At 68.8% G+C, this 25572-nt stretch carries 18 protein-coding genes; 12 read left to right on the forward strand and 6 right to left on the reverse strand.

All coding sequences use genetic code 11. The features are described from left to right. Positions 1 to 77: 77 nt before the first annotated feature. From nth to LW840_RS04975, 4 genes are all read left to right on the forward strand, one after another. Positions 78 to 902 (forward strand): endonuclease III, encoded by an 825-nt coding sequence (gene nth, locus LW840_RS04960; RefSeq protein ID WP_291268854.1) that lies wholly within the window; start codon positions 78 to 80, stop codon positions 900 to 902. An 82-nt stretch (positions 903 to 984) separates the two neighbouring features. After that, positions 985 to 1446 (forward strand): peptidylprolyl isomerase, encoded by a 462-nt coding sequence (locus tag LW840_RS04965; RefSeq protein WP_291262257.1) that lies wholly within the window; start codon positions 985 to 987, stop codon positions 1444 to 1446. Positions 1447 to 1561: 115 nt separating this feature from the next. Then, positions 1562 to 1744 (forward strand): hypothetical protein, encoded by a 183-nt coding sequence (locus LW840_RS04970; protein WP_291262258.1) that lies wholly within the window; start codon positions 1562 to 1564, stop codon positions 1742 to 1744. Between the two features lie 135 nt (positions 1745 to 1879). Continuing rightward, the gene (locus LW840_RS04975) at positions 1880 to 3253 is read left to right on the forward strand and encodes a TolC family protein (RefSeq protein WP_291276526.1); all 1374 of its coding nucleotides are present in this window, start codon (positions 1880 to 1882) and stop codon (positions 3251 to 3253) included. Between the two features lie 386 nt (positions 3254 to 3639). Here the strand turns inward: LW840_RS04975 and LW840_RS04980 are convergent, their stop codons facing one another. Further along, entirely contained in the window at positions 3640 to 4011 is a 372-nt protein-coding gene (locus LW840_RS04980) for a four helix bundle protein (RefSeq protein ID WP_291268396.1), read from the reverse strand. Between the two features lie 538 nt (positions 4012 to 4549). Here LW840_RS04980 and LW840_RS04985 point away from each other — a divergent pair. The 6 genes from LW840_RS04985 (at position 4550) to LW840_RS05010 (ending at position 10310) form a co-directional block, all read left to right on the forward strand. Continuing rightward, positions 4550 to 5170, forward strand: coding sequence for an HDIG domain-containing metalloprotein (locus LW840_RS04985; RefSeq protein ID WP_291276527.1), 621 nt, complete (start codon positions 4550 to 4552; stop codon positions 5168 to 5170). A gap of 80 nt (positions 5171 to 5250) precedes the next feature. Beyond that, a complete protein-coding gene (locus LW840_RS04990; RefSeq protein ID WP_291262262.1) occupies positions 5251 to 5814 on the forward strand; it encodes a sigma-70 family RNA polymerase sigma factor in 564 nt (187 codons plus the stop codon). Then, positions 5811 to 6248, forward strand: a complete 438-nt coding sequence (locus tag LW840_RS04995; RefSeq protein ID WP_291262263.1) for a hypothetical protein — start codon at positions 5811 to 5813, stop codon at positions 6246 to 6248. Before LW840_RS04990 ends, LW840_RS04995 begins: the two co-directional genes overlap by 4 nt. An 11-nt stretch (positions 6249 to 6259) precedes the next feature. Beyond that, positions 6260 to 6655, forward strand: coding sequence for a hypothetical protein (locus LW840_RS05000; protein ID WP_291266291.1), 396 nt, complete (start codon positions 6260 to 6262; stop codon positions 6653 to 6655). Positions 6656 to 6663: 8 nt separating this feature from the next. Next, positions 6664 to 8055 (forward strand): TolC family protein, encoded by a 1392-nt coding sequence (locus tag LW840_RS05005; protein ID WP_291266292.1) that lies wholly within the window; start codon positions 6664 to 6666, stop codon positions 8053 to 8055. A 131-nt stretch (positions 8056 to 8186) separates the two neighbouring features. Continuing rightward, positions 8187 to 10310, forward strand: coding sequence for a KUP/HAK/KT family potassium transporter (locus LW840_RS05010; RefSeq protein WP_291276528.1), 2124 nt, complete (start codon positions 8187 to 8189; stop codon positions 10308 to 10310). 24 nt (positions 10311 to 10334) lie between these two features. Here LW840_RS05010 and LW840_RS05015 read toward each other — a convergent pair whose 3' ends face one another. The 5 genes from LW840_RS05015 to LW840_RS05035 form a co-directional block, all read right to left on the reverse strand. Beyond that, positions 10335 to 13502, reverse strand: a complete 3168-nt coding sequence (locus LW840_RS05015) for an efflux RND transporter permease subunit (protein ID WP_291266294.1) — start codon at positions 13500 to 13502, stop codon at positions 10335 to 10337. Then, entirely contained in the window at positions 13499 to 14680 is a 1182-nt protein-coding gene (locus LW840_RS05020) for an efflux RND transporter periplasmic adaptor subunit (RefSeq protein ID WP_291276529.1), read from the reverse strand. The genes LW840_RS05015 and LW840_RS05020 overlap by 4 nt, the downstream gene beginning before the upstream one ends. Positions 14681 to 14881: 201 nt before the next feature. After that, positions 14882 to 16024 carry a PDZ domain-containing protein gene (locus tag LW840_RS05025; RefSeq protein ID WP_291276530.1) on the reverse strand — a complete coding sequence of 381 codons (1143 nt, stop codon included), beginning with the start codon at positions 16022 to 16024 and terminating at the stop codon, positions 14882 to 14884. Between the two features lie 102 nt (positions 16025 to 16126). After that, positions 16127 to 18559 carry a leucine--tRNA ligase gene (gene leuS, locus LW840_RS05030; RefSeq protein WP_291276531.1) on the reverse strand — a complete coding sequence of 811 codons (2433 nt, stop codon included), beginning with the start codon at positions 18557 to 18559 and terminating at the stop codon, positions 16127 to 16129. Positions 18560 to 18599: 40 nt separating this feature from the next. Continuing rightward, a complete protein-coding gene (locus tag LW840_RS05035) occupies positions 18600 to 19637 on the reverse strand; it encodes a N(4)-(beta-N-acetylglucosaminyl)-L-asparaginase (protein ID WP_291263473.1) in 1038 nt (345 codons plus the stop codon). A gap of 157 nt (positions 19638 to 19794) precedes the next feature. Between LW840_RS05035 and LW840_RS05040 the strand changes: the two genes are divergently transcribed. Together LW840_RS05040 and LW840_RS05045 are read left to right on the forward strand one after the other, a co-directional pair. After that, the gene (locus LW840_RS05040) at positions 19795 to 21696 is read left to right on the forward strand and encodes an aspartate ammonia-lyase (RefSeq protein ID WP_291263474.1); all 1902 of its coding nucleotides are present in this window, start codon (positions 19795 to 19797) and stop codon (positions 21694 to 21696) included. A gap of 125 nt (positions 21697 to 21821) precedes the next feature. After that, positions 21822 to 25565 (forward strand): Ig-like domain-containing protein, encoded by a 3744-nt coding sequence (locus LW840_RS05045; protein WP_291276532.1) that lies wholly within the window; start codon positions 21822 to 21824, stop codon positions 25563 to 25565. The last annotated feature ends 7 nt before the right edge of the window (positions 25566 to 25572 follow it).

A 25572-nucleotide genomic window follows, 5' to 3' on the forward strand; every position in this document is an offset into this window, starting at 1 on the left:
CGGAGCAAGACCATGCCTTCGTCGTTCTCTGCGCCTCCGCGTCTCCTCCGCGCAGTGTTCCCCCCTTTGCTGACCCAATGATGGCCCGTGGATCGAACAGCCCCCGTCAGCCGCTGAGCGTGAAGCAGCCGGCCAAGGCAGCGAAGCAGGCCTCCGCTCCCGCCAAGCCGGCCGCGGCACCGAAGGCGCGGAAGACGAGCAAGACGTTCGGCCTCAAGCCCAGCCAGCGCGCGGCGCCGGTGGCGAAGAGCCCGAAGACCAAGGCCGACAAGCAGCGGGTTGCCGCCGTGGTGCTCGAGCGCCTCAAGGCCGAGTATCCCGATGCCCACTGCGAGCTCGATCACACGAATGCATTCGAGCTGTTGTGCGCCACGATTCTGTCCGCGCAGTGCACCGACGTGCGGGTGAACATGGTGACACCGGCGCTGTTCAAGGCGTACCCCACCGCCGAAGCGCTGAGCACTGCGAAGCTCGAGGACGTGGAGGAGATCGTGCGTACGACCGGGTTCTTCCGGGCCAAGGCCAAGAGCCTTGTGGGCATGGCGAATCGGCTGGTGGAACGCCACGGCGGGGAGGTGCCCCGCACCATCGCCGAGCTCGTGCCACTTCCCGGGGTGGGGCGGAAGACGGCCAACGTGATCCTCGGCAACGCCTTCGACATCAACGAGGGCATCGTGGTGGACACCCACGTGCAGCGGCTGTCACGGCGGCTGGGACTTACGCGAGAGCCAGATCCGATCGGGATCGAGCGGGCGCTCATGCCCCTCTTTCCACAGGCCGACTGGGCGCTGCTCAGCCATCTGCTGATCTTCCATGGCCGCCGCACCTGCTTTGCCCGCAAGCCGGCGTGCGAGCGCTGCGTCGTGCAGGAGGTCTGTCCGAGCGCCGGGGGCGCCGAGTGAATCGGGCAGACCACCGGGGTGGACAGTGGGGGCAGCCGTTTAGATTTCCGGAGTCGTTGTCTACCCCTATCCCGAGACTCCTGTGACCAAGCTGGCCACATTCGAAACGAACAAGGGCACCATCGTCGCCGAACTGTTTCCCGGCGAGGCGCCGATCACCGTGGAAAACTTCGAGAAGCTCGCCAACAGCGGCTTCTACGATGGCATCAAGTTCCATCGCGTCATTGCCGATTTTGTGGTGCAGGGCGGCTGCCCGCACACGAAGGACGGCAAGGGTCCGGTCGGTACGGGCGGCCCCGGCTGGCGCATCAAGTGCGAAACGGCGGGCAATCCGCACAAGCACAAGGCGGGTGCCCTCTCCATGGCCCATGCCGGCAAGGACACCGGCGGCAGCCAGTTCTTCATCGTGCTGAGCGAGCCGAACACGCGTCACCTCAATGGCGTGCATACGGTATTCGGTCAGGTGACGCAGGGGCTGGAGATCCTGCCGTCCATCGCGCAGAATGATCACATGGTGTCGGTGCGGGTGGCCGACGCGGGCTGACGCTCCGTCGCCCGCCAGCGACTCGCAGACGGCAGACGGCAGGAACCACAGACGGCAGTGCGGGAGGCTCCTCGCCTCCCGCACCGTTCTCCCACCCACTCCCCTGGGATGACCTATGGCAGGACACAAGCACGACACGAACCCCGACATGGGCGCGGCATTTGCCGGTCTCATCGGCGGGATGATCTTCCTCGGCGCGATTCTCTATGGCGTCGTGCTCTGGACGAACAAGCAGTTCGAGGGGCATGGCGCCGAGAAGAAGGCGGCGATCGCCGTGGAAGCGCCGGTGCGCACCTGATTCTCAAGCCTGGAACGCTCATCACGGGTCCGACCGCACGGTCGGGCCCGTGGTGTTTCTGCCGGTGCCCCGATCCACACGCCCACCTCGGCTTCGCCATCAAGGAGTCGCCGTGTCGCTGAGACCGCGCCCCTCATGACACGTCCCTGCGCCTCGGGCGCTGCCGCTCGCGCGAACGGCTCGTCGCTCGTGCTGGCCCTCGCTGTGCTGGTCGTCCCCCTGGGGCAGCCGCTCCTGGCCCAGCGGCTTTCCCTTGGCGACGCGGCGCGCCTGGCGGCGCGGCAGTTCGGCGCGGTCGACGTGGCGCGCGCCCGAGCGGCGCAGGCCGAGGCCCGGGTGACCCAGCGCCGCAGCGCCCTGCTGCCCGACCTGTCGGCGGGGGTGCAGCAAGCGGAGCGCACTCTCAACTCCGCAACCTTCGGCTTTTCCTTCAGCAATCCCGTTACCGGCCGCCCATTGCTGCGCCCCGATGGGGAGTTGCTCGGGCCCATTCCCACGCTCGACCTGCGGTATCGCGTGCAGACCCCGTTGCTCGATCTCGGTCGGTATCAGGGGTGGCGTGCGGCGCAGGCGACGGCGACCGCGGCCTCACTGGAGGTCGAAGCGCAGGCCGAGGGCGCCGCGGCATCGGCGGCGACGGCGTACGTGCGGGCTGCCCGGGCGGAGGCGCAACTGGGCGCGCGTCGCGCCGACAGTACGCTCGCCGCAGAGCTGGCACGCATGGCCCGGGATCAGCTCCAGGCGGGCGTGGGCATTGCCCTCGACGTCACGCGGGCAGAGTCGCAGCTGGCAGCGGTCCGCGCGCAGATCATTGCGGCCCGCACCGATCGCGATCGTACCCTCCTGGAGCTGAAACGCCTCACCGGCATGCCGCTCGATGCCGCGATTGAGCTGGCGGATTCACTGGGCGCCCTGCCGATGGACGCCACGCGCCCCGGCGAGCGGGAGGCCCTCTCCGCCGCCCTGAATGCGCGCCCCGACGTGCAGGCGCTGCGTGCCCAGGAGTTTGCCCAGCAGCAGGCGGCCAAAGCCATTCGCTGGGAGCGGACCCCGCAGCTGTCGGCGCTGGTCGAGCAGGGGGTAATCGGTCGCAACGCCGAACGCCTGTTACCCACGTACCTGTGGGGCGTGCAGCTCTCGGTGGGACTCTTCGACGGGTACCGCCGCGAATCGCGACTCGAGGAACAGCTCGCGGTAGCGCGGGAGACCGAGGTGCGCCTCAAGGAGGTGCGGGCGCAGGGCGAGCTGGAAGTGCGTTCTGCGCTGCTCGAGCTCACGGCCGCGGCCGAGCAGGTGGAGGCTGCGCGGGAGCGCCTCGGTCTTGCCGAGCAGGAAGTGGCGCAGGCGCAGGAACGGTTCCGCGCGGGCGTGGCCGGCAACGGCGATGTCATCAGTGCGCTGCTTTCGCTCAATCAGGCCCGTACACTCCGCAACGATGCGCTGGCGCTCTACCATGGTGCCCGCGTGTCTCTCGCACGCGCAACGGGAACGGTGCGGCGCCTGCCGTGACGCGCGCGCGGGGGAACGACGCGGGGGAACGACGCGGGGGAACAACGCGCGATCGACTACGCGCTGGAAGAAACGCGTTGGCACTTACGCGTTGGCAGCTACGCGTTGGCAGGAACGCATAGGGACGCGGGCAACCACGCGCGCACCGACGCCGGGCCACTACGCGGGCGACGGCGCTGCGCTGGTCGCACCGACGCCGGGCCACTACGCGGGCGACGGCGCTGCGCTGGTCGCACCGACGCCGGGCCACCACGCGGGCGACGGCGCTGCGCTGGTCGCCACGACGCCGGGCCACTACGCGGGCAACCACGCGGGCCACCACGCGGGCAACCACGCGGGCAACCACGCGACGCAGGTCGCGGGACAGGCGGAGGGGCATCAGCGGACTAGGGCCGGGGGTGCCTCTCTTGTTCAAGTCGCTGAATCAAGCGCTGCAGCATGGTCTTCACGACTTGTCGCGTACCCTGACACGCGGTGTATCTGCGGGCTGACAGTGCCCCCGCATCTGCCGCCGTTTCAAGATGCGCCCCTACCTCGTCGGCAGAGCCGAGCGCCACGCGCAGGAAGTTGAGCGCCTGTGCGTCGCTGGTCTGTTGTTCTGCCTCGGCAATGTTCGCCGGTACCGACACCGCGGCGCGTAGCAGCTGGTGGCGCAGACCGGGCGAGCGACGTGCCACCAGCTCGTCGGCGGCCGTGTGCACGGCAAGGGACAGGGCTCGCGCCGCCGAACGCGAGCGATGGAAGGAGCGTTTGGGCATGTGCCAGCATGCCACAACCACGGGCGATCTGTGTCATCAATCGTTCGCGCGTCGGTGCATTTGAACGCGGCGGGCCGGTAACCCAGTCGCCGTGGCGAAACGGCGGCCGGAAGACGTGGCGACCAGCGCAGCGCCGTCGCCCGCGTGGTGGCCCGGCGTCGTGGCGACCAGCGCAGCGCCGTCGCCCGCGTAGTGGCCCGGCGTCGTGGCGACCAGCGCAGCGCCGTCGCCCGCGTAGTGGCCCGGCGTCGGTGCGCGCGTGGTTGCCCGCGTCCCTATGCGTTCCTGCCAACGCGTAGCTGCCAACGCGTAGCTGCCAACGCGTAGCTGCCAACGCGTAGCTGCCAACGCGTAAGTGCCAACGCGTAAGTGCCAACGCGTAAGTGCCAACGCGTAAGTGCCAACGCGTTCCTTCCAGCGCGTAGTCGATCGCGCGTGGTCCCCCACGTCGTTCCCACGTCGTTCCCACGTCGTTCCCGCGTCGTTCCCACGTCGTTCGCCCCTACCGGGATGCGCGGACAGTCGCCAGAATCCCCCCATGCCCCCCCGTGCGGAAGCCTTTGCCCTCGTCTGCGAGTGGACCCAGTCCGAGTCCCTCCGCAAGCACATGCTGGCGGTGGAAACCGCCATGCGCGCGTACGCCCGACGGCTCGGGCAGGACGAGGAGGCGTGGGGCGTGGCAGGGCTCATCCACGACTTCGACTACGAGCGTTTCCCCAACGACGCGCAGGCACCCGACGCCGAGCATCCGGCGGAGGGAGTGCGACACCTTCGCGGTCTGGGCTGGCCTGAGGAGATCCTCGAGGCGGTCCTGGGGCATGCACACTATACCGGGGTACCGCGGACCACCCCCATGGCCAAGGCCCTGTTTGCGGTGGACGAACTGACCGGGCTCATCACGGCCTGTGCCCTCGTGAAGCCGTCCCGGGCGGTGCGCGACGTCGACGTCGCCGGGGTGCGGAAAAAGACGAAGGACAAGGCGTTCGCCCGGGGCGTCAACCGGGACGATATCGTGCAGGGGGCGGACGCGCTGGGGGTCCCGCTCGACGAGCATATCGGGCTGGTCCTGGCGGCCATGCAGGACAATGCCGCCGCGCTGGGACTCGCGGGCGTCCCCCAGCCCCACTCCGCTTCAACGGCGATTTCCAGCGATGCGTAATTCGGGTGTCCCAACCCGATCACGTGACCGCCATCCCGCTTCCCACGCCAATTCTGGTTCCCGCAACGGGGACCCGTTGCATGGGCCCTGAGCGACCGCTCTCGGCCGAGGCGGTGGCGGAGCGCGAGCTGGTGTTGGCCGCGCAGGCTGGAGACAGTGCAGCCTTTGCCGGACTCGTGCGCCGTCATCAGCGTCGCGCTTACGCCGTGGCGCGGGCAATCGTCCTGTCACACGACGACGCCGAGGATGCGGTGCAGGAGGGTTTCCTGCATGCCTTCCGTGCCCTCGAGCGTTTTCGGCCGGAGCAGGCGTTCGGGGCCTGGTTGCACCGCATTGTCGCGAATGCGGCCTTGGACATCGCGCGGCGTCGCAAGGTGCGCGATGCCGACGAGTTGCCGGAAACCCTGTCGAGTCCGCATCGGGACCCGGCAGAGTCCGATGAGTTGCGAGCGCGCCTCACCAGCGCGTTGGACACCCTGGGTGAGCGGCAGCGGGCGGTGATCGTGCTGCACGACGTCGAGGGATACAAGCACGCGGAGATCGGGGCACTTCTCGGAATTCCCGAGGGCACGGCCCGGTCGGACCTGCATCATGCTCGGGCGCACCTGCGGCGCCAACTGAGCAATCTTCGGAGTGAAACATGACTGTCACGCGGAACGACAACGGGCAGAGCCCGGGTGCGGATCCCCAGGTGACCGCGGTGTTGCGGGCCCATTACGAGGCGCCCGCTGCCGACGCGTATTGGGCGGGACTCGAACAGTCGATCATGCAGCGGCTGGCCACCGCGACGAGTGGCGTGGTGCGGGAACTGCGCCCCTCGTGGTGGAGCGGCTTCGCCGAGCTGCGCGGCGCCGACATGCGGGCCGTGGCTTCCGTGGCCGCCACGATTGCGCTGCTCGCCGCCGGCGCAGCCTTCGTGCGCGGACAGGCGGCCAGCGCCCGCGCTCGCGAGCTGGCGGCACGTGCCGCCGTTGAAACCGCCATGCCGCTCCCTATCGACGGGAGCACGCTCACCGGGGGCCGTCGGCACCTGCCCAAGGACGCCCCCGAGCGCTATCTGAACCCGCTCGACTACTGAGCCGGCTACCCGTGTCCACGTCTCCCCGCCCCAAGTCGCTCGCGATGATGTTCCTGCTCGGCGCCTTCCTCACCGGAGGTGCCGTGGGCTTCGCCGCCGAGCGGGCCGTGAGCAAGCCGGTGGTCATGCTCAACGACGAGAAGTCGATGCGGGAAGAACTTGCCCGTGAACTCCGGCTGACCGCCGAACAGAAGGTCGTCCTGGACTCGGCGTGGGAGTGGCGTCGGGCGCGTTCCCGCGAAATCATGGCCGCCGTCCGCCCAGCCCTCGACTCGGTGCGCGACAGCGCCCGCGTTCGCATGATGATCGTTCTCGATGAGGGGCAAAAGGAGTCCTTCCGGCGCCTCATCGAGCGTAACCAGCGTCTTGCCGATAGCGCAGAACGCGCACGCGGCGCATCCAAGTGACTCATTCCGTGACACCGCGGGCTACCGATCGCTGGCGCCGGATGGTGCTGACCATGGGGGCGGTCCTGCTGGCCGCCCCGTTGTCGTCCAAGGCCCAGTCTGCCGGGGCGCCGGCGCGCGCGCCCCAACGCGATGGCGGGCGCGGCGACGAGGCGGCACGTCCAATTCGTTTGCGGGAGGCCGTGGAACAGGCGCAGCGCAATGCCCCCGCGGCCGTGGCCGCGCGCGGGCTGGAGCGAAACGCCGCCGCCGCCAACCGCAGTGCGCTCGCGGCCTACATCCCGGCGCTCACCCTCAACGCCGGCAGCGCCCGCACCCAGGGTGTGCAGTTCTTCCAGGGCGCGCTGGTGCCGCTGCGCGGCGATCCGTGGAACTACAACAACGGACTCGCTGCCTCGCTGCAGCTGTTCGACGGCAACCAGCGGTGGCACGAGCTCTCCCGCAGCCGCGCCGTGGCCGATGCGGCCGACGCGGCGATCGTGCAGGCCCGGTTCGACGCCTCGCTGCAGACCAAGCAGCAGTTCTATGCGGCACTTGCCGCGCGCGAATCGGAAGCGGCCGCGCGCGCCTTGCTGACGGAAGCCGAGCAGCAGCTCAAGGCCTCCACGGCGCGCTTCGTGGCCGGTGTGGCGACCAAGTCCGACTCCCTCCGCTCCGCCATTCAGCTGGGCAACGCCCGACTGGCCGTGCTGACCGCCGAGAATGACCGGCGTGTGGCCAATGCCGCGCTCACGCGGGTGATCGGCTCGCCGGTGCTGGTGACTCCCGCACTCGACGACACGGTGGATGCCACGGAGCCGCTGCCGTCGGAGCAGGAGCTCGAGCAGCTCATCGCGCGCAGCCCGACGGTCATGCAAGCCGAGGCGAACCTCATGGCGGCCCGGGCCAGCCGCAAGTCGCAGCGCTCGGCCTACCTGCCGTCGCTGACCATGTCGTACAACTACGCGTACACGCAGACCAGCCGCACCTTCTCCAGCAGCGACCTCTGGCTGTTCTCGGGCGGCAATCCCAACCGGCAGCAGCTGAACTTCAACTTCAGCTACCCCCTGTTCAACGGCCTCGTCCGCGAGCAGCAATCGGTGCAGACCGATGTCGCCCTGCGCAACGCGGAAGCACAACTGCGGGATGCGCGCCTGGGCGCGCGCCAGACGCTGACCCAGCAGCTGCGCGCCCTCGACAACGCCGAAGCGCGCGCGGGGGTGCAGGTGGCCGCCATCGCCGCGGCCGAGGAGGATCTGCGTGTGCAGCAGCAGCGCTATGCCCTGGGTGCCAGTACCCTGCTCGATCTGCTCACCTCGCAGACGCAGCTCAACCAGGCGCGGCAGGCGCTCATTCAGGCGCGCTTCGACGGTCGGATCGCCCGTGCGCAGTTGAGCGCGCTGATCGGCCGGGAGATGTAGCAGGGGCGGAGGGGATCCGGGGCGTGCGGCGCGGAAGGCGCCGCCTGCTCGGGGCCCCGGCACGACGGACCAGGCAGTCCGTATACCGCGCGTACCCGGCTGTATACATTTCGGATTCCCGCATCAACTCCATGCCCAACGAACAGCATCCTGCGGCCTCGGCGGACCACGCCGAGGCCGTTCCCGAACGATCAGCCGACGGCACGACGGAGCCGCCGTCCACCGCAGACGGCTCCCTGCGCCACCCGCGCTCACCGGCCACCCAGTCCGGCGCCTCGAATGCCTTCGAGGCACAGCCGGGAGAGGAAGTGCGCTCCAACACCGGCATGTTTCCGGTGCAGTCCCACGGTGCGCACCACCGGGACACCAATCCCACCGGCAAGCGCCTCGCCATTCTCACCCTCACCGCGCTCGGCGTGGTGTACGGCGACATCGGCACCAGCCCGCTGTATTCCGTCAAGGAAATCTTCGGCCACCTGTACGGCCTGCAGCCCACCCGTGACAACGTCTTCGGCGTCCTGTCACTCATCGTCTGGGCGCTCACGCTGGTCATCAGCGTCAAGTATGTGAGCTTCGTGCTCCGCGCCGACAATCGCGGCGAAGGTGGTCAGTTCGCCCTGCTCGCGCTGATCTTCCCGCGCGGTACCCCGCAGGGGTTCACCAAGGGCGGGATCTTCGTGGCGCTCGCCCTGTTCGGCACGGCCCTCCTGTACGGCGACGGCATCATCACGCCCGCCATGAGCGTGCTGGGGGCCATGGAAGGGCTCGAGTTCGCCGTCCCCTCGCTGGCGCAGTACATCGTCCCCATCACCGTGGTGATCCTCGCCACGCTCTTCTTCGTGCAGCGGTTCGGCACCGACCTCGTGGGCAAGGCCTTCGGTCCCATCACGCTGGTGTGGTTCGTCACGATTGCCACGCTCGGGGCGGTGGAGATCGCGCAGCAGCCGTCCATTCTCGCCGCCGTGAACCCACGGTACGCCGTGCAGTTCGTGCAGGCCAACGGGTCCTTGTCCTTTTTCGTGCTGGGCTCGGTGGTCCTCGTCATCACCGGCGGCGAAGCGCTGTACGCCGACATGGGGCACTTCGGGCGCAAGCCGATCCGGCTGGCCTGGGTGGTCCTGGTCTTCCCGGCACTGTTGCTCAACTACTTCGGCCAGGGCGCACTGCTGCTCGAGAACCCCGCGGCCGCCGAGAATCCGTTCTTCCTGCTGGCGCCCAAGTGGTTTCTCGTGCCGCTGCTCTTCATTGCCACCCTCGCGGCCATCGTGGCCTCACAGGCCATGATCTCCGGTGCGTTCTCCACCACGCGCCAGGGGATCGCCCTCGGCTTCATCCCACGGCTCGAGATCCGGCACACGTCCACGCAGGAAGAAGGGCAGATCTACATCCCCGAGGTGAACTGGTTCATCGCCGTCGGCTGCCTGATCGTCGTGCTGACGTTCCGCAACACCTCCAATCTGGGCGCGGCGTACGGCATCGCCGTGACCGGCACGATGCTCATCACGAGCGTGCTGTTCTACATCGTTGCGCGCATCCGCTTTCGTTGGGAACCCTGGCAGGCGTTGCTGGTGGCGGCGCTCTTCATCACCGTGGATCTCGCGTTCTTCAGCGCCAACGTGGTGAAGCTGATGCACGGCGGCTGGGTCCCGATGGCGCTGGGCCTCGTGCTGTTCATGCTCATGCTCACCTGGAAGCGCGGCCGGTTGCTGCTCATGCAGCGCCTCACCGATGGCACCATGCCCATCGATCTCTTTCTCGACGGGGTGGAGAAGTCGAAGGTGCACCGCGTTGCCGGCACTGCGGTGTTCATGACCGGGAGCGACGACGGCGTCCCGCCCGTGCTGCTGCACCACCTCAAGCACAACAAGGTCCTGCACGAGCGCGTGCTGCTCGTGTCGGTCAAGACGGCAGACGTACCGGAAACCAGCGCGGCGGAACGTGTGCGCGTGACGGCGCTTGGCCACGGCTTCTGGCGCGTGGTGGCCGCCTACGGCTTCATGCAGACTCCCAACGTGCCGCAGGTCCTCGAGGTCGTGGACCAGATGGGCATTCGCTGCAAACCGATGGAGACGAGCTACTTCCTCGGGCGCGAACGCCTCATCCCGGTGGCCACGAGGGCCGGTGACAAGATCGTGCTCTCCCGGTGGCGCAAGTTCGTCTTTGCCCTCATGGCGCGGAACGCGCGATCCGCGACCGAATTCTTCTGCATCCCACCCAATCGGGTGGTGGAGCTCGGTACCCAGATCGAGTTCTGACGCGCCGGGTGGTCCGCCGGCGCGTCAGTCACCGCCCACCGGCATGGGCTCGAGGCCTGCCGCCGGAGCCACGGTGCCCTGCTTCGACCGGCGTCGCCGCACCATCTGGTCGAGCAGGGTGTACACCACCGGCGTGACATACAGAGTCACCAGCTGCGAGAAGGCGAGCCCCCCAACGACCGCGAGACCAAGGGGCTGCCGTGATTCGGCGCCGGCGCCGAACCCCACCGCGATGGGCAACGTGCCCATGAGTGCGGCCATCGTGGTCATCATGATGGGGCGGAAGCGGACTCGCGCCGCCTCCAGGATGGCGTCGCGCGGGGTCATGCCGTCGTTCCGTTCGGCTTCGATGGCGAAGTCGATCATCATGATCGCGTTCTTCTTCACGAGACCGATGAGCATGATGACGCCCACGTACGCGTACACACTGAGATCCTTGCCGAAGATCAGCAGGGTGGCGAGCGCCCCCACGGCGGCGAAGGGCAACCCGGAGAGAATCGTGATGGGGTGGATGTAGCTTTCGTAGAGAATGCCGAGCACCACGTAGATCACGAAGATCGCCACGACCAGCAGCGCCAGGAGCCCGCTCTGCGCCTGCGCGAACGCCTGGGTGTCGCCACTGAGCGCACTCGTGACACCCACGGGCAACACGGCCGCTGCCTCACGTTGCACGGCGTCCACCGCCGTCCCGAGCGCCACGCCGGGGCGCGTGTTGAACGAAATGGACACGGCTGGCTGCTGCCCGTTGTGCTGCACGGACACCGGCCCCACGCCCTTGCTGAAGGTGGCCACCGAGCCGAGGGCCACCAGGCTGCCCGTGTTGGAGCGAATGAACAACTGACTGAGCGCCGCCGGGTCCTTCTGGTACTCTTCCTTCAGCTCGAGGATGACCTGGTACTGGTTGGTCTGCGTGTAGATCGTGCTGACCTGCCGCGACCCATAGGCATTGTACAGCGCGTTCTCGATCTGGCTGGCGGTCACGCCGAGGGCGGAGGCCCGTTCGCGATCGATCACGATGCCGACCTGCGGGTTGCCCACCTGCAGGTCGCTCGAGATGTTCTCGAGCTCCGGCAACTCGCGCATACGTTGCTCGAGCGCCCGCGCGCTGGTGTACAGCTCCGCAATGTCGGCCCCCTGCAGCGACACCTGATACGCGCTGTTGCCCCGGCGGCCGCCGATGTTGATGGGCGGCGGATTGCGGAGGAACACCTGCACGCCGGGCACGTTGGCCGTGGCCCGCGTGATTTCCCGCATGACCTGGTCCACGTGGGGACGCGTATCGCGCGGCTTGAGCGTGAGCATGAGGCGGGCGCTGTTGCTGCCGCCCCCCGGGCCGCCGCCGATCGACACGCTCACGCGCTCCACATACGGGCTCTGCTCGATGATCTTGCCGACTTCACGCCCCTTCGCCGCCAGCGCCTCGTAGCCGATGCCCTCGGGCCCTTCCACGGAGCCCTGCACGCGACCGGTATCCTCGGAGGGGAGGAAGCCCTTGGGAATGTAGACGAACAGCCCCACCGTGGCGGCCAGGGTGAAGGCGCTGAAGAGCATGGTAAGCCCGCGGTGCCGCATGACCCAGTGCAGCGAATTCACGTAGGCGCGTTCGCCGCCCTGATACAGCCGCTCCACCGACCGCCAGACCCCCGTGGGCTCCTCATGCCCTTCCCCGCCCTTGAGGAACTTGGCGGCGAGCATGGGCGTGAGCGTGAGCGACACGAAGCCGGACACGAGAATGGACACGCCAATGGTGACCGCGAACTCGCGGAACAGCCGCCCCACGATGCCGGGCATGAACAGCAGCGGAATGAACACGGCCACCAGCGACAGCGTCATGGAGAGAATGGTGAAGCTGATCTCCTTGCTGCCGTCGAGCGCCGCCCGCATGGGCGACTTTCCCATCTCCATGTGCCGCACGATGTTCTCGAGCATCACGATGGCGTCGTCCACAACAAAGCCCACGGCGAGCGTGAGCGCCATGAGCGTGAGGTTGTTGAGGCTGTAGTCCAGCGCCCACATCACGATGCAGGTGCCGATGATCGAGAAGGGCAGCGCCAGCGACGGAATGATCGTGGCCCGGGCGTTCCGCAGGAACAGGAAGATCACCATGACGACGAGCGCCACGGTGAGGGCCAGCGTGAACTGCACGTCCCACACCGCTTCTTCGATGGCCTCGGCGCGATTGAACACCGTGAAGGCGCGCACGCCGGGGGGCAGCTGCTCGATGAGCTGCGCCATTTCGTGCTCCACGGCCTTGGCGGTGGCCACGGTGTTCACGCCGGGCTGCCGGATGATGGCCAGCGAGATGTTGCTCACGCCATTGATCTCGCTGAAGCCGCGCAGATTCTGCAGGCCGTCGTACACGGTACCCAGATCGCCGAGACGCACGGGCAGGCCGTTGCGATTCGCCACGACCAGTTGGCGGAACTCGGCCGCGTTCTTCAGCTGTCCGGTGGCCTGCAGCGTGAACGACTGGTTGGGCCCCATGAGCACGCCGGCCGGGGAATTCGAGTTCCCCTGGTTGATGGCCTGCTGCACTTCGTCAATGCCGATGCCGCGCTGCGCAAGGGCGCCGGGATCGAGTTGCACGCGCACGGCATACTTGGCCGAGCCGTAGATCTGCACCTGCGCGACGCCGGTGACGGTGCTGAGCTTCTGCCCGATGAACGTTTCGGCGTACTCGTTCAGCTCCGCGCGTGACATGACGTCGGAGGTGAGCGAGAACATCATGATGGGGGCGTCGGCCGCGTTGGCCTTGTTGTACGATGGCGGATTGATCCCCTGCGGCAGCTGGCGCAGCGTCTTGGAGATGGCCGACTGCACATCGGCCGCCGCCTTGTCGATGTCCCGATCGAGGTTGAACTGGATCGTGACGTTGGTGTTCCCCTGCGAGCTCGACGACGTGATGTTGTCGATGCCGGAGATGGTCGCGAACTGCTGTTCGAGCGGCGTGGCCACCGAGGTGGCCATCACCTCGGGACTGGCGCCCGGCAGTCCCGCCGACACCGTGATGGTAGGGTAGTCGATGGTGGGCAGGTCGCTCACGGCCAGCCGTTGATATGCCACCGCTCCGAAAATCAGGATCGCCGTCATGACCAGCGTGGTCATGATGGGACGGCGGATCCAGATCTCGCTGAGATTGGCGTTGCCCGTGACTTCAGGCGGCACGTCGTTCACCGGGTGCTGCTGACTCATCGTGTGGGTCCTCCCTGGCCTCCCGAACCACCGGGCGCCTGTCCGTTCGCGCCCTGACTGCGGGCCGAGCCGTTGCGAGCGCGGCCGCCGCCCGCGCCCGCCGCGCCGGCCGGCTTGCGCAGCTGAACCGGCGCCCCGTCGCGGAGCCGGGCCTGTCCCTCCGTGATGACCGTTTCGCCACCCGTGAGCCCGCTGTCGATTTTGACCAGCGCACCGGCGGCGCGTCCCACCTTGACGGTCTGGCGCTTGGCCTTGCCCTCCTCGAGCAGATACACGAAGGTGCTCGTGCCGGAGGTAACCACCGCCTCCGACGGCAGGGTAATGGCGTTCTCGTCCACACTGAGCTGCAGCTGGACCGTCACGAACTGCCCGGGCCAGAGGCTGCGATCGGCATTCGGCACGCTGGCTTTCAGCAACACCGAGCCTGTGGACCGGTCCACCTGATTATCGATGAACGTGAGCTGCCCCGTGATGCTGCGCGTGCTGTCAGCGCCGCCCGGAAGGACGCGCACGGCGAGGGCCCGGTCGAGCCCCGCCCGGCGGCGCAGCTCCTCGAAGTCGCGCTCGGGAACCGGGAAGCGCACGAGGACCGGCCGCAGTTCGTTGATGGTGACGAGCTGATCGGCGGAGGCTCGCACGAGCGAGCCGCCCTTGAACAGCAACTGGCCCGTACGCCCGGAGATGGGGGCGCGCACCGTCGTGTTCTCGAGGTCGAGGCGTGCCCGCTCGAGCGACGCGCGACCGGCCGCCACGGTGGCCGCCAGCGCCGAGGCTTCGGCAAAGGCCTGGTCAAGCTGCTGCTTGGTGACGTACCCGTCCTTGGCCAGGGTGGCGAACCGCACGGAGTCGCTGCGCGCGCGCGCCAGGGTGGCGTCGTCCCGCGCCACCGTGCTCTCCAGCCGGTCCACCTCAGCGCGGAAGGGGCGCGGATCGATCTGGAAGAGCACCTGCCCTTCGCGCACCTCATCCCCCTCCGCGATGGCAACACGCGTGAGCTGCCCCGACACCAGCGACTGAACCGCGACCGTGCGATTGGGCTCCACCTGCCCGCTGGCCGTGACCACGTAGGGGAGGGGGGCGGCCTTGGTCGTCGTCACCGAGACCGTGGGAACAGGCCGCTGCGGCCGCGCCGGCTCCTTGCAGGCCGCCAGCGAACTGAGCAGGAGCACCGTCGCCACGGTGGCGACGGCGTGACGACGCGGGAGGGAGCGCTGCCGGACCGAAGCCCTCAGCGTGACAATTGCGGACATTCGCGGGGCGAACGGCAGGAGAAGGGCGCGCGGCCCCCCGCCCTCGGACGGGGTGCGCGTGTATGGACTGCTGATTCTACGTCAGCACAGTCTCCAGCGTTGCCGCACCGGGCCCAGCCGTCTCGTCCGTCAGAGCACCACCGTGCGGGTGAGCCGCTCCCGGGGCGCGAAACGCCCCACGCCCGATCGGGCGGGAAGCCCCCGCAGGTCGCGCACTTCGATCTCCACCTCGCGCAGGCGCTCCTGCAGACGCCGCCCCATTTCCTCCAAGGCGCGCGGCATGGCGTCGCCGTCGAACTCGAGCTGGCGGCCATTGAGGCGCACGCGTGCTCGCGCCCCATCGCGCTCGAACTCGAACCATTGCGGCTCGCCCGTGCGCGGGGCATCGCTGATCGCCTCCACGGTCACGGTGACGTCGCGTAGCCGTCCGGCCGACCATACCCGCAGCGCGACGGTCTTCCCCGGCTCGACCTGCTGCACGGTGCGCACGAAGCGGTCAACGCGGGCCGACGCGGCCGGCACGTCGTCGACATCCTCACGCGGCACCCGGACATCCACGCCGTTCACGAACGCGATGCGTTCCCCTTCGACGAGGCCGGCCTTGTCGGCTCCGCTGCCGCCGGTGACGCTGCTGACGAAGAGCCCGAGGGTATCGCGAGCATGCCCCGTCCCGCCGATCCGCACACCGATCATGCCGCGCGGCCCACTGCGCGGACGCGTCTCGGTGTGCTCACCCGACGCACGCGCGCGCCGCGGCGCTTCGCCCCCGGGCGCGTTGGCACGCTCCAGCTGGGCCACCGACGTGGCCTTGACCGTCAGCGCGCGCGTGGCGGAGCCCTGACGCACCCGGAGACGCACGTCGTCGCCCGGCTTCACGGTGGCCATGGTACGCTGCAGCCGACGCTGGGCGAGCCCCGCGAGCGCCGGATCCTCGAGGTCAATCGATGAGACCCGCAGACTGACGCCATTGATCTCGGTGATTTGATCGCCAGCCACGAGCCCCGCGGTCTCGGCCGGACTGTTGGGCTCGACCGATTCCACGCGCACCCCCAGGCTGTCGGCGCGGCTGCTGGCGGCAAGCACCACGCCCAGGACGGCGCGGTTCACCACCGGACCGCGCATGACGGTAACGACCCCGGGCCCACGCAGGATGCGCACGTCGCGCTCCTCGGGTTCCTGCGCCTGGCAGGGACGGGTCAGGGTCACGGTGAGTGCGCCGGCGGCGACCACGGCCGCCGCGGCGCAGGCGCGCGCAGAGAAGGGAAGGAGCATCGGCAGAGCCTCGGTAAGGTGTTCGCGAGGTCTGACACCCCCGTTGTCGGCAGGGTTTCCGCAGCAGGCGGGGACGCCGGTGCGGCGGCGTTCCCCACCCGCCTACACGACGAGGTTGAGGAGTCGCTTGGGCACGAACACCACCTTCTTCGGTTCCCCCGTCACGAACTTGGCGACGGCCTCGTCCGCGCGGGCGAGCGCCAGGGCCTCCGCCTGCCCAATCGCCGCCGGCACCCGCAGCTTGCCCCGGACCTTGCCGTTCACCTGCACGACCAGATCGACCTCGTCGTCCACGAGCAACGCCGGATCGTAGGTCGGCCAGCCCCCGTCGAACACACTCGTGGAGTGCCCGAGGGCCTCCCAGCACTCCTCGGCCAGGTGCGGCGCAAAGGGCGCCGCGAGTTGCACGAGCGGCCGCACCTCGTCGCGGTGCGGCGTGCGTTCGCCACGACGCACCGCGTTCAGGTACTCCATCATCGCCGCGATGGCCGTGTTGTAGCCCAGGTTCGCCGTATCCTCGCCCACCTTCTTGATGGTGCGGTGCAGCTTGCGCCGCACCTCGACGTCGGGCGTGCCCTCGCCGGAGGCATCGCGCGCCGACGCCCACAGGCGATCGAGGAAGCGACGCACACCGCTGATCCCCTGATCGCGGAAATCGCCGCCTTCCTCGTAGGGCCCGAGGAACATGAGATACATGCGGAACGCATCGGCGCCCCACTCCTCCATGTACACGTCGGGGTTGATCACGTTGCCCTTGGACTTGGACATCTTCGCGCCTTCGCGGATGATCATGCCGTGCGCGCGGAAGCGCGTGAACGGCTCCTCGAAGTCGATGTGCCCCCCGTCCTTCATCACCATCGTGATGAAGCGCGAGTAGAGCAGATGCAGGACGGCGTGCTCGTTGCCGCCGATGTACGAGTTCACGGGCAGCCACGTCGTCGTGCGCTCACGATCGAACGGCACATCGTCGCGCGTGGCGCTCGGATACCGCAGGAAATACCAGGCGCTGTCGAGGAAGGTGTCGCTCACGTCGGTTTCGCGACGCGCCGGCCGGCCGCACGTGGGGCACGGCACGCGATACCACTCCTCGTGCCGGGCCAGCGGCGAGATGCCGCTGTCGTCGGGCTTGAAGTCGGCGATGAACGGCAGCTCGACGGGCAGCTGGTCCTCCGGCACGGGCACCGCGCCGCAGTCATCGCAGTAGATGATCGGAATGGGCGGACCCCAGTAGCGCTGCCGCGAGATGCACCAGTCGTGCAGGCGATAGTTGGTGACCGGCGTGGCGTGCCCCTGTTCGGCCAGCCACGCGGTGACCGCGCGCCTGGCGTCCTGCACCGGGAGGCCGTCGAACGCCCCCGAGTTCACGAGACGACCATGGTCATCGTCGGTGTAGGCGGCGTCACCCAGCGGCGTGTCGGCCTGATCGTCGGGGCCGGCGACCACGCGCACGATCGGCAGGGTGAACCGCTGCGCGAACTCGAAGTCACGTTCGTCGTGTCCGGGCACGGCCATGATCGCGCCGGTGCCGTACTCCATGAGCACGTAATCGGCGATCCAGACGGGGATCTGCTGCCCCGTGGCGGGGTTGACGGCGTACGCCCCGGTGAACACCCCGGTCTTGTCCTTCGTGCTCTTGCGGGAGATGAGGTCCTGCTTCTTGGTCGCCTCCTGGTACGCACGCACGGCGTCACGCTGCATATCGCGCGTGAGTGTGGCCACCAGGGGATGCTCGGGCGCGAGCACGAGATAGGTGGCGCCGTAGATCGTGTCGGCGCGCGTGGTGAACACCGTCACGCGCTCGTCGTGACCGGCCAGGGCGAAGGTGAGCTGCGCGCCCTCCGACTTGCCGATCCAGTTGCGCTGCGCCTGCTTGGTGATGGCCGACCAGTCGAGCCAGTCGAGGTTGGCCAGCAATCGCGGCGCATACTCGGAGATCTTGAAGAACCACTGCTCGAGGAAGCGCTGCTCCACGGTGGTCCCGCAGCGCTCACACTGGCCGTCCTCCACCTGCTCGTTGGCGAGCACGGTCTTGCACGACGGGCACCAGTTCACGGCGGCGGCCTTCTTGTACGCAAGCCCCTGCTTGTGGAGCTGGAGGAAGACCCACTGCGTCCACTTGTAGTAATCGGGACGCGAGGTGTCGACCTTCTGGTTCCAATCCACCATGAAGCCGGCGCGCCCGAGCTGTCGCGTGAAGTTGGCGACGTTCTTCGGCGTGAGCTCCATGGGGTGCGCCCCGATCTTGAGCGCGTAATTCTCGGAGTGGATGCCGAAGGCATCGAAGCCGAGGGGCTGGAACACGTCGTGTCCCATGAGCCGATGGAAGCGCGCGGAGATGTCGCTGCCGGTGAAGGCGAAGAGGTTCCCCACGTGCAGCCCTTCGGCGCTCGGGTAGGGGAACATCATCAGCGCGTAGAACGGGCGCGTGGGGTTCTCGAGGTGCGCGGTGTTGGTGCCGCGTTCGGCCCACCGCTGCTGCCACTTCGATTCGACGGTGGCGGGAACGTATGGAGTCGGGGCGTCGTGTTCGGACATGCCGATAAACTAATGGGTGCAGGAGCGAGCGACGCCGCGACTAGCGGCGGAACAGCGAGGCCGCCGCTTCGAGCCGCGCCCCGCGCTCGTCGCACACCGCGAACCGGCCGCCGGAGTACAGCGTCGCGCCGCCGAAGTCGCCGGCCTTGGTTACGGCGTAGAACTCGAGGTCGAAGCGCGGGCGCCCCCCGGGGCCCAGGAGGCGCGCTTCCGTCATGGCCACCACGCGCTCCAGTGCCTTGAGGCACGCCTGCTGCGGCGGCGCCCCCTGTCGCATGAACTCCACCACGAGGAACGCGCCACAGGTCTTGATGTTCGCCTCACCGCGACCCGTGCTGCCGGCCGCGCCGACGGTGTTGTCGCAGTACTGCCCGGCACCCACGATCGGCGAGTCGCCGATCCGCCCGGGCACCTTCCACGCCATGCCGCTGGTGGTCGTGACCGATCCGATGTCCCCGGCGGCGTTCACGGCATTCATGTTGATCGTGCCGGTCGTGAACTTGATGCGGATGTCGTCGCTGTGGTCCAGCCACGCATCGTTGGGGTTGAGCCGTGACTTCCACCGCATCCAGTCCTGCCGCGACTTGTCGGTGAGCAGGTTCTGCTCCTTGAACCCCATCGCCCGGGCGAACCGCCCGGCGCCCTCGCCCACCAGCATCACGTGGTCGGTATAGTCCATCACGGCCTTGGCCACGAGCGACGGGGTGGCAATCCCTTCCAGGCAGGCCACCGCACCGGCGCGCCGCGTCGGTCCGTGCATGCAGGAGGCGTCGAGTTGCACAACCCCTTCCTCATTGGGCAGCCCGCCCAGTCCGACCGACTGGTCGTCGGGATCGAGCTCCTGGATGTTGACCCCGGCAATGGCGGCGTCGAGCGGGTCCTCACCGGCCACCATCCGATCGTAGGCTACCTGGACGCCACGAATCCCGTTGGACGACGAGACCACACACGGACGCCCGCGGAACGGCGTGCCAGCGACGGGCGCCGGGGCCTCCCAGGCGCCCGGCAGCCGGGGAAGAAACCCAGCCGCAGACAGCGCAGCCGAACGCTCGAGGAATTCACGGCGGGACCAGGACATGGCGAGGCTCCGGAACAGGGGCGGCATGCAGCGTGGTATGTACCCTGCCGACGTTAGTCGAATCGGGTGGCCGAGGCGAGAGTCGATCGCCTCCGTCTGCGTCCCGACGGCCGGGGCCCACCGCCCCGCCACTCTCACCGCCCCACCCCCAGCCGCCATGCCCACACCGGCCGAAATCGCCGATCAGCTGCGCGCCACCGCCTTTCTCGACGGCCTCAGCGACGCCCACCTCTGGAAGCTCTCCCGCCACGTGACGCCAACGGTTCTCGACGCCGACGCCACGATCTTCAACGAAGGGGAGCCGCGGCAGCGGTTTGCCGTGCTGTTGAGCGGTGCCGTGGCCATCGAAAAGGCGGCCGATGGGCGGACCATTCGCCTGGTGACCCTCGGTGCAGGCGAAGCGGTGGGGGAAGGGCTGCTGCTCGATGACAGCAATCATGGCACGTCGGCCCGCGTGATCATGCCGGGCCACGGCGTCATGATCACGCGGGCCCAGCTGGACGAGATCACCCGCGAAGCCCCCCAGTTGTACGCCGCGCTGGTCGCACGGGCGGCACGGGCCATCTCCGCCCGCCTCCGGCGCGCGGACGCCACGCTGGTGGGTCGCGGCCGCACGCTGGGTTTCGGCGGCAATCGCACGCGGGTGGAGCACGACCTGCTGGGCGAGCGGGAGGTCCCATTCGAAGCACTTTACGGCGTACAGACCCTGCGGGCGCTGGAGAACTTCCCCATCACGGGGATTCCGCTGCGGGAGTTTCCGGTGCTCATCGAGGCGCTGGCGGCGGTCAAGGAGGCCGCCGCGCAGACCAATCGCGAACTGGGACTGCTGGATGACATGACGGCAGATCTGATCGTGCGTGCGGCGCGCGAGATCCGGGCCGGCCGCCATCACGAGCACTTTCTCGTGGACATGATCCAGGGCGGCGCCGGCACGAGCACCAACATGAACGCCAACGAAGTCATCGCCAACCGCGCGCTCGAACTGCGCAACGAGGCGCGGGGCAGCTATCACGTGGTCAGTCCCAACGACCACGTGAACCTCTCGCAGTCCACCAATGACGTGTACCCCACGGCCGTGCGCCTCGCCCTGCACCGCAGCCTGGCAAGCTTCCGCGACGAGTTGGGGCGGCTGGCCGACGCCTTCGCCGAGAAGGGGCGTGAGTTCGCGCCGCTGCTGAAGATGGGGCGCACCCAGATGCAGGATGCCGTGCCGATGACGTTGGGGCAGGAGTTCATGGCCTTTGCGACCACGCTGCGCGAGGATGTCGACCGGTTGGCCGAAGCGCAGGGACTCATCCGCGAGATCAACCTCGGTGCCACCGCCATCGGCACCGGCATCAATGCCCCACCCGGGTACGCCGAACTCGTGGCCGCGCACCTCACCGCCGTGTCCGGGGTGGCGGTCATCACGGCACCCGATCTCGTGGAGGCCACCAGCGACACGGGCGCGTTCGTGCAGCTGTCGGGCGTCATGAAGCGCACGGCGACCAAGCTCTCGAAGATCTGCAATGACTTGCGCCTGCTCTCCTCGGGGCCACGGGCCGGGTTTGGCGAGATCAACCTGCCGGCGATGCAACCGGGATCATCGATCATGCCGGGCAAGGTCAACCCCGTGATCCCCGAGGTCGTGAATCAGGTGTGTTTCGACGTGATCGGCGGTGATGTGACCGTGACCATGGCGGCGGAAGCCGGGCAGTTGCAGCTCAACGCCTTCGAACCGGTGATCGCGTATCGGCTGCTCCGCGGCATCGACATGCTGCGCAACGCCTGCGCGGTGCTTCGCGAGCGATGCGTGACCGGCATCACGCCGAACGCCGATCGGATGCGGCATTTTGTGGAGCACTCCATCGGTATCGTGACGGCCTTGGTGCCCGTGATCGGATACGAGCAGGCAACCGACGTGGCCCGCCATGCGCTCGCCAGCGGGCGGGGCGTGTTCGAGATTGTCCTCGAGCGCGCCCTCCTCTCGAGAGCGCAGCTCGACGCGATTCTCGACCCCGACGCCATGACGGCACCGCGTTTCACGCAGGAGTTTGCGGCGGTTCGTCCCTCGCCGTGAACGGTGGCGGCGCGGTGATGCGGGGAACGTGAGCGGCGTCACCGATCCGGTGTGCGATGGCTGTGGCTGCAACGTGGTTGGCTCGTCCTTGAGCAAACATCACGTGTCCCTCCAGACCTGATTCGATGCGCACGATTCCCGCCCGCTCCGCCGCTGTTCGTTCGTTCGCCAACCGCGCGTGGCTGCGCGGCCCCGCGATGCTGGCCCTCGTCGTCATCGCGTCGTGCACCGCACCGGCCGATGTGACGGGGGTCTCCGGCAACGGAACAGGAGGCGGCACGCCTCCCGCGGTGGCAACGCGCATCGACCTGTCGGCCGCAACGGTGGGGCTGGGTGCGGTCGGGGCAACCGAGAACGTCACCGCCGTGGTGCGCGATGCGGCCGGCACGATGTTGCCGAACGCCGCCGTGAACTGGAGCAGCGACGACATCACCGTGGCCGACGTCTCGGGGGCCGGGCGCACCGCCATCATCACGGCGCGCGCACCGGGCCGTACCACCATTCGGGCCACGAGCGGTGCCGCCACACAGGAGCTGGTCGTGCAGGTCAGCATCGTGCGCGGCATCGCCTTGCCGGCCACCGTGCAGCTGCGGACCGGGTCCAGCGCCACGCTCACCCCCACGCTCGACGCCGATGCCGGGGCCACCACGGCCATCCGGTGGGAAAGCGCCGACCCCACCATCGCCTCCGTCTCCGCTGGCGTGCTGACGGGAATCCGGACCGGCATCGTGACCGTGCGCGCCATCGCCATTGGCGATCCGCGTGTGTCGGCAAGCACGCAGGTCACCGTGACGGCCCCGCGCAGTGTGGCCATTCGGGACATGCCGGCCGATCTGGCGATCGGCGAGGAGCGGCAGCTGACCGCGCTGGTGGACGTGGACGAGAACGAATCCCGGGCCGTGGAGTGGAGTTCGGCCACGCCCACCATTGCCACGGTGACCTCCTCCGGTCGCCTGGTGGCGGTGGGCCTCGGCACCGCGCGCATTCGTGTGCGGACACTCGCGTTCGATGGGGTGCGGGATTCGGCCACGGTGATCGTGCGCATGCCCCGCACGGTGTCGGTGTCCCCCGGCACCACCACGCTGGCGCCGGGAGAGACCCGGCAGTTGGTGGCCGCGGTGCAGATCGACGACGGCATGAGCACCGCTGTGACCTGGCGCGTGTCCGACCCGGCGGTGGCGATGGTCGCGTCGACCGGGCTCGTGACTGGTGTAGCGCCCGGCATCACCACCGTGACCGCCGTCTCGGTGGCCGACACCACCCGTCGCGGCAGTGCCACCATCACGGTGCAGGCGGGCGTCCGCAGTGTGTCGGTGTCACCAGCGGTCGCCTCGATCGTGTCAGGCGGGACGCGCCAGTTCACCGCCACCGTGACGGGCGACCTCGGGGTGTCCACGGCCGTCACCTGGCGGACTGCCCATCCGGCCATCGCGCAGGTGGCCGCCAACGGTCTCGTCACCGCGCTCGCACAGGGCACCACGACGATTACCGCCGTCGCCGTGGCCGACACCATGATCCGGAGCAGCGCCACGGTGACGGTCGTCCCGGTCGTCCGTGACCTCACCGTCGAACCGGCGGCCGCCTCCATCAGCGTGGGGGAGACGCGCCAGCTGGTTGCGGCCGTGTCGGCCGATCCCGGTGCCAATACCGCCGTGACGTGGCGCAGTGCGAATGCTGCCGTGGCCACGGTGAGTGCGTCCGGCGTCGTGACCGGCGTCAGCACCGGCGCGGCCATCATGACCGCCGTGTCCACGGCCGACACGACCCGTCAGGCCACGTCGCTCATCACGGTGCGTACCGCGCAGACGGTGCTCGGCGTGACCGTCACCCCAGCCGCCTCGGTGGTGCAGGCCGGGCAAAGCCTGCAGCTGGTCCCCGCGGTCCAGGTCAGTGGCGGCGCGTCCACGGCGGTCACCTACCGCAGCGACAACCCTGCCGTGGCGAGCGTCAACTTCGCGGGGCTCGTCACGGCGCTCACCAGCGGCACGGCCACGGTGACGGTCGCCGCTGTCGCGGATCCGACCCGCTTTGCCACGGCGTCGATCACCGTGACGGCGCCACCAACGCAGCTCGCTGCCAGCTGGAGCAGCGGTCGACTGGGTGGCGCCCTGTATGAGGACGTGGTGTCGGTGGACGCCGCCGACGCGACCAGCGCCTTCGCCGTGAATTCCCGCGGCGATGTCTTCCGGTTGAGCGGCGGGACGTGGTCGCTGGCCACCCGCGGCAGTGCGCACGGTACGCAGTTCCTGGCCGTCAGCACGACGGGTCCATCGAGCGCCGTGGCCGTTGGCACCAACGGCGTGATCGTGCAGTTCAATGGCTCCAGCTGGCTGCGCATGGTCTCCGGGACACAGCAGGCACTCCACGGCGTGCATCTCGAAGACGAGGCCAGTGGTTTTGCCGTGGGGGCCGGTGGCCTCGTGCTGCGCCTGGACGGATCGGGGTGGACCAGCATGCCGTCGGGCTCGACCCAGACGCTGTACAGTGTCTGGTCGCTGGGGAACACCGGCTTCATCGCCGGCACCAACGGTGAGCTGCTGCGATGGAACGGGACCACGTGGAGCCGCCAGAGCTCCGGCGTCACGGAAACGCTCTATGGGGTACACGGGGTCAACGCCAACAATGCGGTGGCCGTGGGCGCCTCGGGTGTGGTGCTGCGCTGGAATGGCGTGTCGTGGGTGCGCGTGACCAGTGGCGTGACCTCCGACCTGTACAGCGTGGCCGGGAGCGCGGCCAACAACGGCCGCTTCTACATCACGAGTGACGACGGGCTCTATGCCCTGAACGGCAGCACGCTGTCGGTGGCCGGCACACCGTATGCCCCGCGCCTCTTCGGCGCGTCCATCGATCCCGCCGGCAACGTGTGGACGAGCGGCCAGCGGGGGAGTGTCATGCGCTTGAGTGGCTCCGCCTGGGAAACGGTGAGCCTGGCGCCCGACCTGATCGATGTGTGGACCACCTCGCCGTCCAACGCATGGGCGGTGGGCGAGTTCGGCTTCGTGTACGGATGGAACGGCTCCGTGTGGACGCGACAAACGACGCCCACCACGGCCACCCTCAATGCCGTCTGGGGCGTGAGCGCATCCGACGCCTTCGCGGGCGGCGATGAGGGAACGATGCTGCGCTGGAACGGCTCGTCGTGGAACGCCATGAGCTTCCCGTCCACCGCACACGTGTACGGCGTGTGGGGCAGCGACGCGAGCAACGTGTACGCGGTGACCTCGAACGGGGAGGTACTGCGCTTCAACGGCAGCAGCTGGTCGCTCGTGGTGACGACGGCGAGTCCGCTCTGGATCGTGCATGGCGCAGCGGCCAACGACGTGTACGTCGCGGGCGAGAACGGCACGGCGATGCGCTTCAACGGCACGGCGTGGACCGACGTCCGGGTTCCCACGACGGGCACCGTGACCGGCATCTGGGCTGGCGGCGGGGCCAACGTGCTGGCCGTGGGATCCGGCAACACCGGGCTCACCGGCGTCTCCTTCCGCATGGCCGGCAACACGTGGAACAGCATCGCCTTGCCTACCGCATCGGTGCTGACCTCGGTGTGGGGGCCCACCGCCCATGACGTGTACGCCACCGGTGAAGGCGGCGTGATCCTGCGCTGGAACGGCAGTGGCTGGACCAGCATGAACAGCGGTACCACCGATCCGCTGTGGTCCGTGAGCGGCTCCCCGAACGGAACCGGCGGCGCCTTCGCCGTGGGGTACAACAGCACGGTCGTGGCAGGGGGCAGCAGCGGTGCCATGCTGCGAGCCGGCGTGCGGGTCGCCACGGGGGCACGCACGGGGTCACTCGCACCGCGCGTCGGGGCCAAGCTTGTGCGTGGACCGCTCCCGGTCGGCGTGGCGCGCCGCCACCGTCGCTAGCGCCTAC

It is taken from the genome of Gemmatimonas sp. (genome assembly GCF_021298855.1).
Lineage (GTDB): Bacteria > Gemmatimonadota > Gemmatimonadetes > Gemmatimonadales > Gemmatimonadaceae > Gemmatimonas.